Annotated in this window: 17 protein-coding genes; 12 read left to right on the top strand and 5 right to left on the bottom strand. The window is 73.1% G+C overall.

Annotated elements, in window-relative coordinates; genetic code table 11:
- The 3 genes from QP089_RS32745 to QP089_RS32735 all read right to left on the bottom strand — a co-directional run bounded on the left by QP089_RS32745 (window position 1) and on the right by QP089_RS32735 (window position 3,033).
- Entirely contained in the window at window positions 1-1,671 is a 1,671-nt protein-coding gene (locus QP089_RS32745; RefSeq protein WP_285917192.1) for a S8 family serine peptidase, read from the bottom strand.
- Window positions 1,665-2,627 (bottom strand): hypothetical protein, encoded by a 963-nt coding sequence (locus tag QP089_RS32740; protein WP_285916893.1) that lies wholly within the window; start codon window positions 2,625-2,627, stop codon window positions 1,665-1,667. The genes QP089_RS32745 and QP089_RS32740 overlap by 7 nt, the downstream gene beginning before the upstream one ends.
- Before the next feature lie 211 nt (window positions 2,628-2,838).
- Window positions 2,839-3,033, bottom strand: a complete 195-nt coding sequence (locus tag QP089_RS32735; protein WP_285916892.1) for a CsbD family protein — start codon at window positions 3,031-3,033, stop codon at window positions 2,839-2,841.
- 176 nt (window positions 3,034-3,209) lie between these two features.
- Between QP089_RS32735 and moeZ the strand changes: the two genes are divergently transcribed.
- Window positions 3,210-4,391 carry an adenylyltransferase/sulfurtransferase MoeZ gene (moeZ, locus tag QP089_RS32730; RefSeq protein WP_285916891.1) on the top strand — a complete coding sequence of 394 codons (1,182 nt, stop codon included), beginning with the start codon at window positions 3,210-3,212 and terminating at the stop codon, window positions 4,389-4,391.
- Window positions 4,392-4,461: 70 nt separating this feature from the next.
- Here the strand turns inward: moeZ and QP089_RS32725 are convergent, their stop codons facing one another.
- Complete coding sequence (locus tag QP089_RS32725) at window positions 4,462-5,181, bottom strand: TetR/AcrR family transcriptional regulator (RefSeq protein WP_285916890.1); 720 nt, start codon at window positions 5,179-5,181, stop codon at window positions 4,462-4,464.
- A 166-nt stretch (window positions 5,182-5,347) separates the two neighbouring features.
- On the opposite strand from QP089_RS32725, the gene QP089_RS32720 reads away from it, so the two are divergent.
- From QP089_RS32720 to QP089_RS32710, 3 genes are all read left to right on the top strand, one after another.
- Complete coding sequence (locus tag QP089_RS32720; protein WP_285916888.1) at window positions 5,348-7,531, top strand: MMPL family transporter; 2,184 nt, start codon at window positions 5,348-5,350, stop codon at window positions 7,529-7,531.
- Between the two features lie 213 nt (window positions 7,532-7,744).
- Window positions 7,745-8,047 (top strand): hypothetical protein, encoded by a 303-nt coding sequence (locus tag QP089_RS32715; RefSeq protein ID WP_285916887.1) that lies wholly within the window; start codon window positions 7,745-7,747, stop codon window positions 8,045-8,047.
- Window positions 8,048-8,127: 80 nt separating this feature from the next.
- On the top strand, window positions 8,128-8,916 hold the full coding sequence (locus tag QP089_RS32710; protein WP_353070655.1) for an SGNH/GDSL hydrolase family protein: 789 nt from the start codon (window positions 8,128-8,130) through the stop codon (window positions 8,914-8,916).
- Window positions 8,917-8,922: 6 nt separating this feature from the next.
- Here the strand turns inward: QP089_RS32710 and ku are convergent, their stop codons facing one another.
- Window positions 8,923-9,855, bottom strand: a complete 933-nt coding sequence (gene ku / locus QP089_RS32705) for a non-homologous end joining protein Ku (RefSeq protein ID WP_285916883.1) — start codon at window positions 9,853-9,855, stop codon at window positions 8,923-8,925.
- Window positions 9,856-9,972: 117 nt separating this feature from the next.
- Between ku and ligD (QP089_RS32700) the strand changes: the two genes are divergently transcribed.
- From ligD (QP089_RS32700) to QP089_RS32665, 8 genes are all read left to right on the top strand, one after another.
- Entirely contained in the window at window positions 9,973-10,947 is a 975-nt protein-coding gene (gene ligD / locus QP089_RS32700; RefSeq protein WP_285916881.1) for a non-homologous end-joining DNA ligase, read from the top strand.
- A 24-nt stretch (window positions 10,948-10,971) separates the two neighbouring features.
- The gene (gene ligD / locus QP089_RS32695) at window positions 10,972-11,880 is read left to right on the top strand and encodes a non-homologous end-joining DNA ligase (protein WP_285916879.1); all 909 of its coding nucleotides are present in this window, start codon (window positions 10,972-10,974) and stop codon (window positions 11,878-11,880) included.
- A gap of 141 nt (window positions 11,881-12,021) precedes the next feature.
- Window positions 12,022-13,347, top strand: a complete 1,326-nt coding sequence (locus QP089_RS32690; protein WP_285916878.1) for a dihydrolipoyl dehydrogenase family protein — start codon at window positions 12,022-12,024, stop codon at window positions 13,345-13,347.
- 37 nt (window positions 13,348-13,384) lie between these two features.
- Window positions 13,385-13,612: a hypothetical protein gene (locus QP089_RS32685; protein ID WP_285916877.1), complete on the top strand. Its 228-nt coding sequence runs from the start codon at window positions 13,385-13,387 to the stop codon at window positions 13,610-13,612.
- A 192-nt stretch (window positions 13,613-13,804) separates the two neighbouring features.
- Window positions 13,805-14,422, top strand: a complete 618-nt coding sequence (locus tag QP089_RS32680) for a TetR/AcrR family transcriptional regulator (protein ID WP_285916875.1) — start codon at window positions 13,805-13,807, stop codon at window positions 14,420-14,422.
- Between the two features lie 349 nt (window positions 14,423-14,771).
- A complete protein-coding gene (locus tag QP089_RS32675) occupies window positions 14,772-15,005 on the top strand; it encodes a DUF3107 domain-containing protein (RefSeq protein WP_285916873.1) in 234 nt (77 codons plus the stop codon).
- Window positions 15,006-15,156: 151 nt separating this feature from the next.
- Window positions 15,157-15,450: a GlsB/YeaQ/YmgE family stress response membrane protein gene (locus QP089_RS32670; protein ID WP_285916872.1), complete on the top strand. Its 294-nt coding sequence runs from the start codon at window positions 15,157-15,159 to the stop codon at window positions 15,448-15,450.
- A gap of 631 nt (window positions 15,451-16,081) precedes the next feature.
- Entirely contained in the window at window positions 16,082-17,536 is a 1,455-nt protein-coding gene (locus QP089_RS32665; RefSeq protein ID WP_285916871.1) for a DEAD/DEAH box helicase, read from the top strand.
- The last annotated feature ends 295 nt before the right edge of the window (window positions 17,537-17,831 follow it).

The raw sequence follows: 17,831 nt of genomic DNA, 5'->3' as shown, positions 1-17,831 counted from the left end.
TCAGGATTGGCCGGACGGTTCCTCCGGCGCGCCGAACGAGGGCCGCGCCGCCGGGTCGGGCGGCGCGTGCCCGGCCGCGCCCGGCGCGGGCCCGTCCGGCGGCGCGAACGACGGCCGGCCGCCGCCGGGCCGATCCGGTGGCGCGAACGCATGGGTGCCCTGGCCCGGCTGGTCCGGCGGAGCGAAGGCCGGGGCCCCCTGGCTCGGCTGCCGGGGCGTGTCGGCGGCGGTGCCCGCAGCCGCGGGCGGTCCGGCCCCGGGCGGCCCGGCCCCGGGACGGCCGGGCATCTGCGGGGCGGGCGACCCGTACACCGGACGGTTGGGCGCGCCGGCGGGGACGCCGCCGTACGGCGCCTGGGCGTACGGCGGCCCGTTCCGAGGCATGAAGCCGCCGGGCGGGCCCGCGGGAGCAGGGACGGAACCGGCCGGCAGGAACCGGGGGTGGCGGCGGTGGAACGCGACGGCGACGACGATCGAGCCGACGACGCCGGCGACGCCGATCAGGATGATCCCGGCGACCGTGGGGGTGACCCAGGCCGGGCGGTCGATGATCGTGACCGGGCCGGGGTCGTCGTCGCCGAACCGCTTGGCGCCGGGCTTGCCGGCCGCCGAGGCGGGACGGCCCCGGGCGAGCGAGTCGGCGGCGGTGAGCGCGCGCGGCGCGTTCACCTCGCCGAACCCGACGTCGGGGTCGTAGCCGGACTGCGGGCCGAAGCGGGCGCCCTCGACGAGGGCCTGGGAGACCAGCGCGGGCGCCATCTTCGGGTGCTTGGCGCGGATCAGCGCGGCGACGCCGGAGACCAGGGCGCTGGCGTCGCTGGTGCCGTCGGACAGGAAGTACTCGCCGCCGGGGCCCGCGACGGGCAGGCCGGCGCCGGGCGCGGACACCACCACCGACAGGTTGCGGTTGGAGAAGGGCGCGCGGGCGTGCGACGGCTGCGTCGCGGCGACGGCGATGACGCCCGGGTAGGACGCCGGGTAGGAGTAGGGCGCGAACCCGTTGCCGTCGATGAGCCGCTGGTCGTCGCCGTCGTTGCCGACCGCGGACACCACGACGACGCCCTTGCCGATGGCGTAGCCGATGGCGTCGCGCTCGGCCGGGATCTCGTCGTCCTTGCCGAGGGAGAGGTTGATGACGTCGGCGCCGTGGTCGGCGGCGTACCGGATGCCCTTCGCGACGGCGTCCTCGGCCTCCCGCGACCCGCGGTAGCGGGCGAAGCTCGGGTCCTCCTTCTCGCCGATGACGCGGATCGCGAGGATGCGCGCCTCCGGCGCGAGGCCGATGACCCCGTCGCCGCCGCCCGGCCCGTGGCCGTGCCCGGCGATGAGCGACGCCATCCCGGTGCCGTGCAGGTGGGCGGGCCTGCTGCCGCCGTCGACGGCGGCGAGCATGTTGGGGCCGACGGTGACCGATCCGGCGATGTCCTTCTGCTGCGGGTCGACGCCGGAGTCGACCACGGCGACGGTGACGTTCCGCCCCTTGGTGATCTTCCAGGCGGCGTCCATGCCCAGCTCGTTCAGCACGCCCCGCTGCCGGGACCGGACGTCGTCGGCGCGCGCGGGCGAGGGGAGCAGCGGGAGCCACGCGCCGGTGAGCGCCGCGGCGAGCAGCGCGGACGCGGCGGCGCGCCGCCCCCGGACGGCGGACCGGGCCCGTGTGCCGGTCAGCATTTCCACCCGCGCTCGTGGCAGTCCGGCAGGGCCTTGGCGGCGAGGGTCCGGGCGACGGTGTGCCCGAGCTGCGCCGCGATCGAGAACGGCTTGCCGGGCCGCTCCTTCCTGACGGCGGCGGCCGGGCGGCCGTCGGCCTCGCCGGAGGTGGTCAGCACCACGTACGGGCCGCCGCGGTCGGACGTGCGGTCCTGCCGGGCGGCGTCGGTGAACCGGGCGGACGCGGTGCCGGGGAACGGGGCGGCGCGCAGCGCGGGGCGCACCGAGCCGCTGCCGTCCGGGCCCTGGGAGCCGGGCAGCTCCCGGAAGGCGCGGTCGGCGGCCCAGGGGTCGGCGAACGCGACGACGCCGACGGTGACGACGATGCCCTGGAGCTGGTCGGTGTAGGTGGCGCGCAGGACGGCCTTGCAGCCGTGCTTGGCCAGCGTCGCCGCGATCTCCCGGTCGACGCCGGTCGCGCAGCCGGTGTCGGGGACGATGCCGGTGCGGGTGGCGTACTCGCCGCGCCCGTCCCGCGGGCTGTAGCTGATCTTGGTGGGGAAGATCCGCTCGGCGGGCCAGGCCTGCCAGCGCCGGGCGACCTCCGTGTTGGCGGCCCGCTCCACCTCGGCGTTGGTGGGGTCGCGATGCAGTTCGGCCCAGGCCCCGCCGATCGCGATCGTGCCGGTGGCCAGGTAGACGCAGCCGAGGACGATGGCGACGACGAGCCACTGCCGGGCGCGCAGCCCGAGCACGGTGACCGAGGGCGCACCGGGAACCCCAGGAGCACCGGGAACACCGGGCATCGGGCCGCCCGGCGGCGCCAGGGGGCCGGACGGTCCGGCGGGCATGCCGGGGACCGGTCCGGGCGGGCGGCCGGGGGGCGCGCCCGGCCGGGGGCCGGAGGGGGCCGGGGTGCCGGGCTGGAAGCGCGGGCCCGGCGGGGGCGGCTGCTGGGAGGGGGGCAGGAATGCCACAACAGCCAAGATTATCTCTGGTTCATGACATTCCGCCCTTACATCGGGGTGAGGGGGCCGTCCTAACCCGGACGTCCCCGCTCCCCGACGCGGAAAGGGGCCCCTCCGAGGAGGAGCCCCTTCCGGTCATGCAGGCGCCGCCGCGCCGCGACGTGAGGGGTCGCGGCGCGCCGTGCGGCCGGTCGCCGCTCCGTCGCGGCGCGCCGTGCGGCTACCGCTCCATGGTCCGGCGGGCCTCCTTCGCCGCGTCCTTGACCTGCTCGCCGACCTGCTTGGCGCCGCCGGCGGCCTGGTCCTTGCGGCCTTCGGCCTCCAGGTAGGGGTCGCCGGAACGGTATCCGGCCTCCTCCTTGCCCCGGCCCTTGGCCTTCTGGGTCTTGTTCTTGAGCTTGTCGAGGATGCCCATGGCTCCTTCTTCCGTACGAGGTCCGTACTGAAGGGGCCCTTGCCCGCTATGTTCCGATCCATGCCTCGGGCCACCGCCCTTCGGGGAATGACGGCGGACATGGCAAGGTTGTGCGGTGAGGGGACGACGACGTCCCGCCCCCGTAACAGCCGAGCGTCAGCACAGGAGCACCCACCGTGTCGTTGCCACCTCTGGTCGAGCCCGCAGCGGAGCTCACCCGCGACGAGGTCAACCGCTACTCGCGGCACCTCATCATCCCCGACGTGGGGATGTCCGGGCAGAAGCGCCTCAAGAACGCCAAGGTCCTGGTCGTCGGCGCGGGCGGTCTCGGCTCCCCCGCGCTGCTCTACCTGGCCGCCGCCGGCGTCGGCACCCTCGGCGTCATCGACTTCGACGTCGTGGACGAGTCGAACCTGCAGCGCCAGATCATCCACCGGCAGTCGTCGCTCGGCAAGCCGAAGGTCGAGTCGGCCGCCGAGACGGTCCGCGAGATCAACCCGCTGATCGACGTGGTGGTGCACGACACCGCGCTCGACCGCGACAACATCATGGACATCTTCGGCCAGTACGACCTCATCGTCGACGGGACCGACAACTTCGCGACCCGGTACATGGTCAACGACGCTGCGGTGCTGCTCGGCAAGCCGTACGTGTGGGGCTCCATCTACCGGTTCGACGGACAGGCGTCGGTGTTCTGGGCCGAGCGCGGCCCCTGCTACCGCTGCCTCTACCCCGAGCCGCCGCCGCCCGGCATGGTGCCGTCGTGCGCCGAGGGCGGCGTCCTCGGCGTGCTGTGCGCGTCGATCGGGTCCATCCAGGTGAACGAGGCCATCAAGCTGCTGACGGGGATCGGCGAGCCGCTGGTCGGCCGGCTGATGATCTACGACGCGCTGGAGATGACCTACCGCTCGGTCAAGGTCCGCAAGGACCCCGAGTGCCCGCTGTGCGGCAAGAACCCGACGCAGACCGAGCTGCTGGAGGACTACGAGGCCTTCTGCGGCGCGGTCTCCGAGGAGGCCAGCGAGGCCGCCAAGGACTCCACCATCACCGTCCAGGACCTCAAGGGCATGCAGGACCGCGGGGAGGACATCTTCCTGGTGGACGTCCGCGAGCCCAACGAGTACGAGATCGTCTCGATCCCGGGCGCGACGCTGATCCCCAAGGGCGAGTTCCTGAACGGCTCGGCGCTGGAGCGCCTCCCGCAGGACAAGAAGATCGTCCTGCACTGCAAGTCGGGCGTCCGCTCCGCCGAGGCCCTGGCCGTGGTGAAGAACGCCGGCTTCGGTGACGCCGTGCACGTCGGCGGCGGCATCCTGGCCTGGGTGAACCAGATCGACCCGAGCCAGCCCTCCTACTGACGCCCCGCTCCGCCGGCTGGACGAGGCCCCCGGATCCCTCGCGGATCCGGGGGCCTCGTGCCGTCCGGGGCTAGTCCCCGGCGGGCGGGGTGTAGGTGAGGCCCAGTGGCGGGGCGACCTCCTGGAGCATGAGCTCGAACATGGGGGCGGCGTCGTCCAGGGCGAAGCCGAGATGGCCGAACGCCTCCAGGCTGACGCTGCCCTGCAGCCGCACCCAGCACTTGAGGAACTGCTGGATCACCCCGAGCGGGAGCGCCACGCCGAGGCGCTCCTCGCGGTAGCGGCGCAGCTGGGGCAGCAGGTCGGGGGCGATCTCCTCGTCGGGCGGGACGGGGAACGGCTTCTTCTGCCACAGCTCCAGGAACAGTGACATGAACGTCCAGCCGAACTGGCGGGCGCACTCCTCGGCGAAGTCGGTCTGCTCGTCGGGGTCGAGGCCGCGGATCGGCGCGCCGAACAGCAGCGCGTACTCGCGCGGGTGCCCGAGCGACCAGCGCCGGAACTGCCGGGCCACCGAGAGGAACTTGCCGCTCATGTCGTCGTGCGGCACCGCCGCGATGGCCGACTGCAGCTCGGCGGTCAGCTCGGTGTAGATGTCGCCGACGACGTGGCGGAGCAGCTCGGAGTGGCTGTCGTAGTAGCGGTAGAGCGCGGGCGCCGTCATGCCCATCTCGCGGGCGATGGCGCGCAGCGTCACCGCCTCGGCCCCCTGCTCGACCAGGATCCGCCGTGCGGTCTCGGAGATCTCCCGGACCGTCGCCTCGCGCAGCCGGTCACGCCGTGTGCTCACGCTCCGCCCCACTTCCTGCCCGCCGGTGCGGCCGCCTCCGGCCGCCCCCGCATGATTCCCCAAAAACACCATTGACGAAAGTGAACGTCATATGCAAAGTTTACAGCGTTCGCTAGTTTACGGCGTTCACGAGAGTGACGCGAGGTAACAGGCAGGGGGAACGACGATGTTCGAGCGATGGGGCCGCTGGGTGCACCGCCGCCGGCGGTGGGTCCTCGCGGTCGCCGGCGCGGCGCTGGTCTTCGCCGGCGTCTGGGGCACGGGCGTGTTCGGCGCGCTGACCTCGTCCGGCGGCTTCGACACGCCGGGCAGCGAGAGCGCGCGGGCGGCGCAGATCGCCGAGCGGGAGCTGGGCCGCGACCAGGCCGACGTGGTCGTCCTCTACACGGGACGCCCCGGCATGACGGTGGACGACCCGGCCTACCGGGCGTCGGTGGACAGGGCCCTGGCCGCGCTGCCGAAGAGCGAGGTCGCCCGGACGTCCACCTACTGGACGACCAAGGCGCCGCAGTTCGTCAGCAAGGACCGCACGTCCACCTATGCAGTGCTGCAGCTCACCGGCAAGGACGAGGCCGCGCGGCAGGACTCCTTCGACGCGATCAAGGACGACCTCACCGACGCCGGCGGCGGCCTGACCGCCAAGGTCGGCGGCCGCCTCGGCACGCAGACCGCGATCAACGAGCGGGTCTCCTCCGACATCGGCCGGGCCGAGGGCATGGCCATGCCGGTGCTGCTGGTGCTGCTCGTGCTGATCTTCGGCGGGCTGGTGTCGGCGAGCCTGCCGCTGCTGATCGGCGGCCTGGCCATCCTCGGCTCCTTCACCGCGCTGCACGCGCTCACCTACGTCACCGACGTGTCGATCTTCGCGGTGAACATCACCACCTTCCTCGGCCTCGGCCTCGCGATCGACTACGGCCTGTTCATGGTCAGCCGGTTCCGCGAGGAGATCCGGCGGGACGGCGCGACCACCGAGGACGCGCTGGCCGCGACGATGGCCACCGCCGGGCGCACGGTCGCGGTCTCCGGCGTCACGGTCGCGGTGTCGCTGTCCGGGCTGCTGCTGTTCGACCAGAACTTCCTCGTCTCGATGGGCTACGGCGGCATCGCCACCGTCTTCGTCTGCATGGCCGGCGCGCTGACCGTGCTGCCGGCGCTGCTGGCCGTCCTCGGCCCGAAGGTGAACGCGCTGGCCATCCGGCGCCGCCGCAAGGCCGCCGCCGGGGTGCGGGGCGAGGCCGACGGCTGGTGGGGGCGGCTCGCGCACAGCGTGATGCGCCGCCCGGTGATCTACGCCGTCGCGACCGTCGCGCTGCTGGTCACGCTCGGCAGCCCGTTCCTCCACATCAACTGGGGCGGTGTGGACGCCAAGGTGCTGCCGTCCGGGGCGGACGCGCGGGTCGTCTCCGAGGAGCTTCAGACCCGGTTCCCGAGCAACCCCACCGAGGCGATCCAGGCCGTGGTGACCGGCACGTCCGACCGGGCCGCGGTCCAGGCCTACGGGGACTGGCTCGCGGCGCTGCCCGGCGCGACCGGCGCCACCGTGACCGGCGCGAAGGGCGACACGACCCGGATCGCGCTCACCTACTCCGCCGAGCCCGACTCCGCGGCGGCCCGCGACCTGGTGCACCGGGTCCGGGACGTCCCGGCGCCGCCGGGTGCCCGGACCCACATCGGCGGCGACACGGCCGACGTCGTGGACCAGCTGTCCAGCATCGGCGGCACGCTGCCGTGGCTGGCGCTGCTCGTCGGCGGCGTCACGTTCGTTCTGCTGTTCCTGGCGTTCGGCTCGGTGGTGCTGCCGCTGAAGGCGATCGTGATGAACATGCTGTCGCTGTCGGCGACGTTCGGCGTGGTGGTGCTGATCTTCCAGGACGGCCACCTGTCCGGCCCGCTGGACTTCACCGCGACCGGCGCCATCTCCCCGTCGATGCCGATCCTGATGCTGGCGATGCTGTTCGGGATCTCGATGGACTACGAGGTGTTCCTGCTGTCGCGGGTCCGCGAGCAGTACGACCGGACCGGCTCCAACACCACCGCCGTCGCGACCGGCGTGCAGCGCACCGGCGCCATCATCACCAGCGCCGCACTGCTGTTCATCGTGGTGATCGGCGCGTTCGCCACGTCCGGCGTCGCGTTCATCAAGATGACCGGCGTGGGGATGGCGGTCGCGATCCTGGTGGACGCGACGGTCGTCCGGGCGCTGCTGGTGCCGGCGACGATGCGGCTGCTCGGCCGCGCGAACTGGTGGGCGCCCGGCCCGCTGGCCCGGCTCTACGGGCGGTACGGGATCCGCGAGAGCGACGCCGCCGCGCCGCCGCCGCGCACCGCCGAGCCGGTCTCCGCGCCCTGACCCGGACCGTCCCGGCCCCGGCCCCTCTGCTCCACGGGGCCGGGGCCCGGTCGCGAGAAAAGGGCCGCCAAGAATGGCAAAGCGCTTGTGGACCGCTGCAACCGGCGGGAAACTGAATGACGTTCGCCCGGCGCCGTTCGTGTGACGCGCACCGCGACGGTTCGCGCCCGGCGCCCCTCTTCCCACGGTTCACGGGTACTCCCTGGAGGCATCATGTCCGCGTTGGCGATCACCGAGGCCGAGACGGCCTTCGGCCATCTGGAGCGCCTGACCGAGGAGCTGCGCTCGCGCGGCTGGGCGGTGGAGATGGCCCCGCCGTCGGACCGCTGGCCCTCCGCCCTCGTCGCCAACCCCGAGATGCGGATGTTCAACGAGAACGTCATCGCCGTGCAGGAGCGGTCCGACGCCTCCTGGTCGTACTTCTACAGCTGGGGCGAGCGGATCGCGCCCTGCACCGACCCCTCCGCCGCCGCCGCGCTGCTCGGCCGCGTCCTCGCCACCCGCCGCGACGGCTGACCTCCGCCGCGACCGCGCCGCGAGAATCCTCACATTCCGGACGGCCTGGCGATCACCGCAGGTCAAATAGCATGGCTCCCATGCTCTGGACGCGTTACGCCGCGATCGGCGACTCCTTCACCGAAGGGGTCGGCGACCCCTACGAGGGGGATGCGGCCGGCGGGGGCTGGCGCGGTTGGGCGGACCGGGCGGCGGCCGAGCTCGCCGTCCGGTCGAACGGATCCGGCCCCCACCGGTTCGGCTACGCCAACCTCGCGGTCCGCGGCCGCCTGCTCGGCCGGATCATCGACGAGCAGCTCCCCGCGGCCCTGGACCTCAAGCCCGACCTCGTGTCGGTGTCGGGCGGCGGCAACGACCTGCTGCGCCCGGGCGCCGACATCGACGCGCTCGCCGCCCGGATGGACGAGGCGGTCGCGTCGATCCGCGCGACCGGCGCCGACGCGGTCCTGTTCACCGGCGTCGACCCGGTCGGCTCGCCCGTCATCCGGCGCACGCGCGGGCGCGTCGCCGTCTACAACGAGCACCTGCGCGCGATCGCGGCCCGGCGCGGCGCGTTCGTCGTCGACCAGTGGTCGATGGACGTCCTGGGCGACTGGCGCTGCTGGAGCGTCGACCGGCTGCACATGTCGCCCGAAGGGCACCGGCGCGTGGCGCTGGCGATGCTGGAGGCGCTCGGCGTCCCCGACGCGGGCGACTGGCGCGAGCCGAGGCTGGAGCCGCTGCCGGAGCTGAGCCCGGGCGCGCAGCGGCTGGCGAACGCCCGGTGGGTGCGCGGCTACCTGGCGCCGTGGATCGGGCGGCGGCTGCGGGGCCGCTCGTCCGGCGACCTCGTCACCGCCAAGCGCCCCACCCTCGCCCCGATCGAGTAGCGAGCCTCACGCCGACTTGCGGGTGCGGCTCTTCGCGGGCTCCTTCTTGCCGGTCGACTTCGACGTGCCCTTGCTCGACGCCGTCTTGCGGCTGCGCGACGCGGGCTTCTTCTCGGACGACGACTTCTCCGACGACGATGCCGCCCGGCCGCCGCCCCCGCCGCCGCGGCTCTTCTTCGCGGCCTCGACGCTGGCGCGCAGCGCGCTCAGCAGGTCGGCGGCCGGCTCCTCCTCGGCCTCCTCCGACGGCCGCGTGACCTCGCGCCCCTCCACCTTCGCGTCGATCACCGCCTGCAGCGCCTCGCGGTAGGCGTCCTTGTACTCGGTCGGATCGAAGTCGCCCGCCATCGAGTCGATCAGCGACGAGGCCATCGACAGCTCCTGCTTGCGGACCTCGATGTCCTCGTCCAGGAACGGGAAGTCGGGCTCGCGCACCTCGTCCGGCCACAGCATCGTCTCCAGGACGAACACCCCGTTGCGGACGCGCAGCGTCGCCAGCGACTCGCGCTGCCGCAGCGCCACCTTGACGATCGCGACCTGGTCGGAGTTCTCCAGCGCGTCGCGCAGCAGCACGTACGGCTTGGCGCCCTGCGCGTCCGGCTCCAGGTAGTAGGACTTGGCGAAGTAGATCGGGTCGACCTCGGACTCCTCGACGAACTGGAGCACGTCGATCCGCCGGCTGGTCGACAGCGGCAGGTCGGCGAAGTCCTCGTCGGTGAGGACCACCATCTCGCCGCCCGGCAGCTCGAACCCCTTGGCGATGTCGGCGTAGGGGACCTCCTCGCCGTCGACCGTGCAGACCCGCTTGTACTTGATCCGGCCGCCGTCCTCCCGGTGCACCTGGTGGAAGCTGACGTCCCGCTGCTCGGTCGCGGAGTACAGCTTCACCGGGATCGTCACCAGCCCGAACGAGATAGCGCCCTTCCAGATGCTCCGCATGCAGTGTCCTTACCCAGCCGGTTCCGCTCCTCCCCTAGCGTCGCAACCCCGTTCGATTTGCGCCATAACGGGCTCTTGATCCTTTTCTTCGGCGCGGCCATCGGGTAAGACGCCGGTATGACCATGCCATGGCCCGTCGAGCCGATGATGGCCGCCACCGGGGACCTGCCCGGCGACGGCGAGCGCTGGGGCCTGGAGCTGAAGTGGGACGGCGTCCGGGTGGTGTCGCAGGTCGCGCCGGACGGCGTGCGCGCCACCGGCCGGCGCGGCAACGACGTGACGTCCCGCTACCCCGAGCTGACCGCCCTGTCGGACCTGCTGCCCGACCACGACGTCGTGCTGGACGGCGAGGTCGTCGCGTTCGACCGGGGCCGGCCGAGCTTCGAGCGCCTCCAGCGCCGGATGCACGTCGCCGAGCCGCACCCCCGGCTGATCCGCGAGGTCCCCGTCCGGTACGTGGTGTTCGACGTGCTGTTCCTGGACGGCCGGGTGCTCTACGACGTCCCCTACGCCGAGCGCCGGGCGCTGCTCGCCGGCCTCGACCTGGCCGGCAGCGGCCCCGTCGAGGTGCCCCCCTACCTGCACGGCGGCGACACCACCCAGGTGGACGAGCTGCTCGCCTTCACCGTCGAGGAGCATCTGGAGGGCCTGCTCGCCAAGCGGCTGGACTCCCCGTACCGGCCGGGCCGGCGCGTCGACTTCTGGCGCAAGGTGAAGAACTTCCAGACCCGCGAGGTGATCGTCTGCGGCTGGAAGCCCGGCCGCGGCCGGCGCGAGGGCGGCGTCGGGTCGCTGCTGCTCGGCGAGTACGACGCCAAGGGGCGGCTCGGCTTCGTCGGGCACGTCGGCACCGGCTTCAGCGACCGCGCGCTGGACGACCTGTACGAGGCGCTGTGGCCGCTGCGCCGCCCGACCAGCCCGTTCGACGAGCCCGTCCCGCGCGAGCACGCCCGCGACGCCCAGTGGGTTGAGCCGCGCCTGGTCGGGGAGGTCGCCTACAGCGCCCGCACCAGGGACGGCCGCCTCCGCTTCCCGTCCTGGCGGGGGCGCCGCGACGACAAGGACCCCCTGGAGGTCACCAGTGAGCAGTGAGTCCCCCGCGCGGGAGGGCATGCGGTGAGCGGCGGCCGGCAGGTCGACGTGGACGGGCGCCGCCTCAGCCTCTCCAACCTCGACAAGAACCTGTACCCGGAGTTCACCAAGGGCGAGATCATCGACTACTACGCGCGGATCGCGCCGGTGATGCTGCCGCACCTGAAGGACCGTCCCGCCACCCGGATCCGCTGGCCGGAGGGCGTGGACGGCGGGAGGTTCTTCGAGAAGAACGCCCCCTCGCACACGCCGGACTGGGTCCGCACGGCGGAGATCCCCACGCCGGGCAGCTCGTCCGGCCGGGAGACGGCGGACTTCGTCGTCGTCGACGACCTGCCGACCCTGGTGTGGTGCGCGAACCTGGCCGCGCTCGAGCTGCACGTCCCGCAGTGGAAGGTCGGCCCGCGCGGCAAGCAGCACGCCCCCGACCTGGTGGTGTTCGACCTGGACCCGGGCGAGCCCGCCACGATCGTGGAGGCGTGCGAGGTGGCCGCGCTGCTGCGCGACCTGCTCGCCGAGGACGGGTTCGACTCCTACCCGAAGACCAGCGGGAAGAAGGGCCTGCACCTGTACGTGCCGATCAAGGAGCCGAACGACGCGGCGCGGACGTCGGAGTACGCCAAGGCCGCCGCGCAGCGCCTGGCGTCCGAGCATCCGGACCTGGTCGTCGCGAAGATGGACAAGCGGCTGCGCAAGGGCAAGATCTTCGTGGACTGGAGCCAGAACAACCCGGCCAAGACGACGGTCGCGCCGTACTCGCTGCGCGCGGCGTCCAGCCCGTCGGTGTCCACCCCGCTCGTCTGGGACGAGCTCGGGGCCTGCCGCGACGCCGCCGACCTGGCGTTCTCCCCCGACGAGGTGCTGGCCCGCGTGGAGCGGGACGGGGACCTGCTGAAGCCCCTGCTGGACGGGCGCCGCCGCGCCCTCCCGTGACCCGGGCCTGACACGATCTCTCACTTTCCGGGCGCCGTATGTGTCCGAACCGGCACGCTCCGGCGTCGTCTTCCGTCACCATGTCCACGGGGGACGCCATGTGAGCGGGGACACACACCCGCCGTGCGGAAGGAAGAACAGTTGTCGCAGAACCATCACTACGACGCCGTGGTGCTGGGCGGGGGGACGGCGGGGGAGCTGGTGGCCACCGGCCTGGCCCGCGCCGGGCGCGACGTCGCGCTCGTCGAGAACCGGCTGGTCGGCGGGGAGTCGCCGTACTTCGCCTGCGTCCCGTCCAAGTCGCTGCTGCTGTCGGCGCGGCGCGGGGAGACCTGGGAGATGGCGGTCGTCCGCCGCGACGCCCTGACCGGGCACCGCACCGACGAGCGGGTCGTCGCCCGGATGGCCGAGGAGGGCGTCACGGTGCTGCGCGGCCGCGGCCACGTGACGGGGCCCGGCCGGATCGAGGTGGACGGCGCCGGGCACGGCTTCGGCGACCTGGTGCTGTGCACCGGCAGCGAACCGGTGATCCCGCCGGTCGACGGCCTCGCCGACGTCCCGCTGTGGACCAGCGACGGCGCCCTGTCGGTGCCCGACCTGCCGCGCCGGCTGGTCATCCTCGGCGGCGGCCCGGTCGGCTGCGAGCTCGCGCAGGTCTACGCGGCGTTCGGTTCGCAGGTCGCGGTGATCGAGGCGTCCGGGCGGCTGCTGACCGCCGAGGCGCCGTTCGCGGGCGAGGTGCTCGCCGACGCGCTCCGCCGGATGGGCGTCGACCTGCGGCTCGGCGCCGACCTCTCGCATGTCGAGCGCAAGGAGTCGGGGCTGCGGCTGTGGCTGTCGGACGGCGGCACGCTAAACGCCGACCGGATCCTGGTCGCCGCCGGGCGCCGCCCCCGGGTGGAGGGCCTCGGACTGGAGACGCTCGGCGTCGCCACGTCCCCCGGCCACGGCGTACCGGTGGACGAGACGTGCCGGGTGCCCTGCTCGGCCGGCGACGTGTGGGCGGCCGGCGACGTCACCGGCGTCGCCCGCACCGCGCACGCCGCCCGCTACCAGGCCCGGCTGGTGCTGGCGAACCTGCTGGGCGAGCACCGCGCGGCCGACTACCGCGCGATCCCGCGCGTCGTCTACACCACGCCCACCGTCTACTCGGTCGGGATCTCCCCGAAGCAGGCCGAGGAACTCGGAATAGACCTGCTGACCGCCGGGTACGACCTCGCCGCGACGGCGCGGGCGGCGGTGGAGGCCGACGAGCGCGGGCGGGTCGAGCTGTACGCCGACCGCTCCCGCGGACTGCTGATCGGCGCCGCCGCGGCCGGACTCTACGCCGAGGAGTGGATGAGCGAGATCGCGCTGGCCATCCGCGCGGAGACGCCGCTGAGCGTGCTCACCGACGTCGTGCACGCGTTCCCGACCTACGGCGAGTCCGTCGAGGCGCCGCTGCGGGAACTGGCCGGGCGCCTGTGACGGACCTTCCGAAGGGCTCTAGCGAGGAGGACGCCTGATGAGCGAGACCGACGACCTGCGGCGCGAACCGCCGGAGGACGACGCGAGCGACGCCGCCGGGACCGGCGACGCCAACGAGGCCGACCGCGCCGAGCAGCTGGCCGGGCTGGACGAGGACGGCGACGCGGCGGCCGAGTGGCCGGGCCAGGTGCCGATGGACGTCAACGAGGCCGACGCCGCCGAGCAGCACCGCGAGATCCCGCTCGACGAGGACGACTACCGGTAGCCGTCCGGGGACGGCGGCCCGCCCGTCCGGCTGCGGCGGGCCGCCGCCGGAAATACACTGACCTGCGCGTGCGAGGAACGTCGGGGGACTTTGTTAGTGACCCACGAGGTTACCGGCGCGTAGGATGATGGGATTGTTCCCCTGCGACGGACACCCTCCACCGTCGCACTGATCTGGTGATCGGAGAGTGTGGTGACGGCTACCCCGGACGCCCGCCCCCGTGGCACGCGACTGCCGCGGCTGGCGCGCCGCAGGCAACTGCTCGGCGCGGCCCAGGAGGTGTTCGTCGCGCAGGGGTACCACGCGGCGGCGATGGACGAGATCGCCGAGCGTGCGGGAGTCAGCAAACCCGTGCTCTACCAGCACTTCCCGGGCAAGCTGGAGCTGTACCTGGCCCTGCTGGACGAGCACGCCGAGGCGCTGGTGAAGACCGTCCGCGACGCGCTCGGGTCCACCACCGACAACAAGCTGCGCGTGCAGGCCAGCATGCGGGCGTTCTACGACTTCGTGGCCGGCGACGGCGAGGCCTACCGGCTGGTGTTCGAGTCCGACCTGCGCAACGTGGCGCCCGTCCGGGCCCGCGTCGACCGCGCCAACCAGCAGTGCGCCGAGATGATCGCCCAGGTGATCGCAGAGGACACCGGCGCCGCCAGCGACGAGGCCCACCTGCTCGGCATGGGCCTGGTCGGCATGGCCGAGGTCAGCGCCCGCTACTGGCTCTCCCAGCACCGCGCCATCCCCAAGGACACCGCCGAGAAGATCATCGCCCGCCTCGCCTGGCGCGGCATCTCCGGCTTCCCCGCGCTTTGATTGCAGGGCCCTTGGCGGTTGGGCGCTAGAGCGCCCTCCCTTCGGCGGGCCCTGCGTGCGATCGCTGCATCGCTCCGACTCGGCCCTGGGGCCTCGCTGCGCGATCAAGTTCTCGCAAGCTCGAACTTGGCTTCGCTCGCGATCGCGACGGTTCCGCTCGGTGCGGGGCTGAGCCGGTGGCCGGTGTGGGCTGGTGACCAGTGCGGTGGCTGGGGTTGTCGCCAGCGCTGGGACCGGTGTGTGGGCGGTGTGGTCGGGGGCGGTGGGCGGTGTGGCGCGTTGGTGATCGTGCGACCATCGTGGGGGACGCTCCGCGCGTGGGCGGGACGGACGACGAGGGGAGCAGCGCGTGCAGGTTCGCATCGGCGTGCAGAACGTGCCGAAGGAGATCGTGGTGGAGACCGACCAGTCCGGCGACGAGGTGCAGCAGGCACTGGCGGACGCGCTGGCCGAGCCGCGCGGGGTCTTCGTGCTCAAGGACCGGCGCTCGGGCCGGGTGGTCGTCCCGGCCGACCGGGTCGGCTACCTGGAGATCGCCGAGGACGAGCGGCGCGGCGTGGGGTTCGGCACCCAGTACGCGTGACGCCGCGCGGCGCCTCCGGACGGTTGTGACGCGGCCGTACCGGACTTGACCAGGATTTTGTTTCATTCCGGCAGAACGGGCATACCGGTCTGCGACCAACGGGCCGGCGGACGATCCCGGGGCCCACGGAAACGGAATGGACTGATCTGACATGCTCACGACGATCCTCTGGTTCATCGTGGTCGGTGCCGTCATCGGGGCCCTGGCACGCCTCCTCGTTCCCGGTCGCAACCCGATCGGGATCCTGCTGACCATCGCGGTGGGCATCGTCGGCGCGATCGTCGGCGGGGTGATCGCGAGCGCGCTCGGGGCGGGCTGGATCGTCGCCCTCGTCTTCGCGCTGGTGATCGCGGCCCTGTGCGTCGCGGGGCTCACCGCGGCGAACAACCGCGGCCACGGCGGGCGCCGCGGCGGCTGGCGCGGCCGGCGCCGCAGCCGCATCTGACCGACCCTCCCAGGCCTGACGGCCCCCTCGACGGACGGCCCCCGCCCCCACGGGCGGGGGTCTCCGCCGTTCCGGCCGGCGCCGGCACCGGTGATCGTGCGCGGTGCGAGCTGACCGGATGTGGCCGCGTCCGGGATGCCCGGGACGCCCCGGCGGCGGTCCGTCCGGGTCCGTTCCACGCCGTGGATCGGCGCTGGCGGGCGGGGATGGAATAGACGAAAACGCGGAAACGTTAGGCTTAGTGATCGGCTATTGGTGTATGCATCCGACGGTCGGTACACTGCGTGGCGGAGTGTGACCGCACGCAGCCACAGCGAGTGACTGCTTTCAACCCCTGACTGCGGTCGCCGAGACATTTTGATCAACGGCTGGTCCCTCCCGCGCGAGCGCGCGGCCACAGGAATCGATCGGCGGACGCGCCCGGACGGCGGAGTCCCGCCGGCGGCCACTGTGACCTCGATCGAGAGCGCCCCTGACGGGCCCGCCCACCGGCATCCGGCCGACGTGGGCGCCGAGCCGCGCCGCACCGGGGAGCGAGGACCCCGCATATTGGAGGCTGAAAGCCCTGACTACCTTTCGTGAACTCGGGGTCGTCCCCGAGATAGCAGACGCCCTTGAAGCCGAGGGCATCGTGGAAGCGTTCCCCATCCAGGAGCTCGCCCTGCCGATCGCGCTGGGCGGGCACGACATCATCGGCCAGGCCCGCACCGGCACCGGCAAGACGCTGGCGTTCGGCGCCGCGCTCCTGCAGCGCATCGAGCACGGCGGCAAGAAGCCGCAGGCGCTCGTCGTCGCGCCGACCCGCGAGCTGGCCCTCCAGGTCACCGACGACCTGCTGGTCGCCGGCGGCAAGCTCGGCACCCGCGTGCTGTCGGTGTACGGCGGCCGGGCCTACGAGCCGCAGATCGACGCGCTGCGCGAGGGCGTGGACGTCGTCGTCGGCACCCCGGGCCGGCTGCTCGACCTGGTCAAGCAGAAGCACCTGGACCTGTCGCAGGTCGCCATCCTGGTGCTGGACGAGGCCGACCGCATGCTCGACCTCGGGTTCCTGCCCGACATCGAGCGGATCATCGACCGGATCCCCGCCCAGCGGCAGACGATGATGTTCTCGGCGACCATGCCGGGCGAGATCGTCGCGCTGTCGCGCCGCTACCTGACCCGGCCCACGAACGTGCGGGCCGAGTCGCACGCGGAGTCCGACGCGACGCCGCAGGTCGTCCAGCACGTCTTCCAGGCCCACCAGATGGACAAGCCGGAGATGCTGGCGCGGCTGCTGCAGGCCGAGGGCCGCGGGCTGACGATGATCTTCTGCCAGACCAAGCGGGCCTGCGACCGGGTCGCCGCCGACCTGGTCCAGCGCGGCTTCGACGCCGCCGCCGTGCACGGCGACCTCGGGCAGAGCCAGCGCGAGCGGGCGCTGCGCGCGTTCCGCAACGGCAAGATCGGCATGCTGGTGGCCACCGACGTGGCGGCCCGCGGGCTCGACGTCGACGACGTCACGCACGTCGTCAACTACGAGTGCCCCGACAGCGCCGACACCTACGTGCACCGCATCGGCCGCACCGGCCGCGCGGGCAAGGAAGGCGTCGCCGTCACGTTCGTCGACTGGTCCGACCTCACCCGGTGGAAGCTGATCAACAGCACCCTGGACCTGCCGTTCGCGGCACCGGAGGAGACCTACTCCACCTCCCCGCACTACTTCGCGGCGCTCGGCATCCCCGAGGGCACGAAGGGCACCCTGCCCAAGGAGCACCGCCACGAGCGGGCCGGGCTGGACGCCGAGGAGCTGGAGGACATCGGCGAGACCGGCAAGACCCGCAGCAACACGCGGGGCCGCGACCGCGACCGGGACGAGGACCGCGAGCGCCCGCGCCGCCGGAACCGGGCCCGGACCCGCACCCGCGGCGGCAAGCCGGTCGAGGGCGTCTCGGCGGGCCGGCCGGCCGAGACCGGCGACGCCCCGGGCGAGCCCGCCGGCACCGTGGTCGACGCCGTCGCCACCGAGCGCAAGCGGAGCCGGCCCCGGCGCCGCACCCGCGCCGGCAAGCCCGCCACCGACACGACCGAGGCGCCGCAGAGCGCCTGACGACCGCACACCGACCGCGAGACACGGCCCGCCCCGTGCTCTCGCGGTCGTATTTATTTGCATTGCCCTTGGCGGTCAGGCGCTGGAGCGCCTTCCCTTCGGCGGGCAATGCGTGCGATCGCTGCATCGCTTCGACTCGGCCCTGGGGGCCTCGCTGCGCGATCAAGTTCTCGCAAGCTCGAACTTGGCTTCGCTCGCGATCGCGACGGTTCGGGTTGTTGCGTGGTTGCTGAAAAAGCCGCTTGTGGGCGCGGTGGTGCGAGAGCCGCTTGTGCTGGCGGTGATCTGCCTGCCC

The organism is Actinomadura opuntiae (genome assembly GCF_030283205.1).
Classification (GTDB): Bacteria; Actinomycetota; Actinomycetes; order Streptosporangiales; family Streptosporangiaceae; genus Spirillospora.
This window is presented reverse-complemented; position numbering and strand designations above follow the sequence as displayed.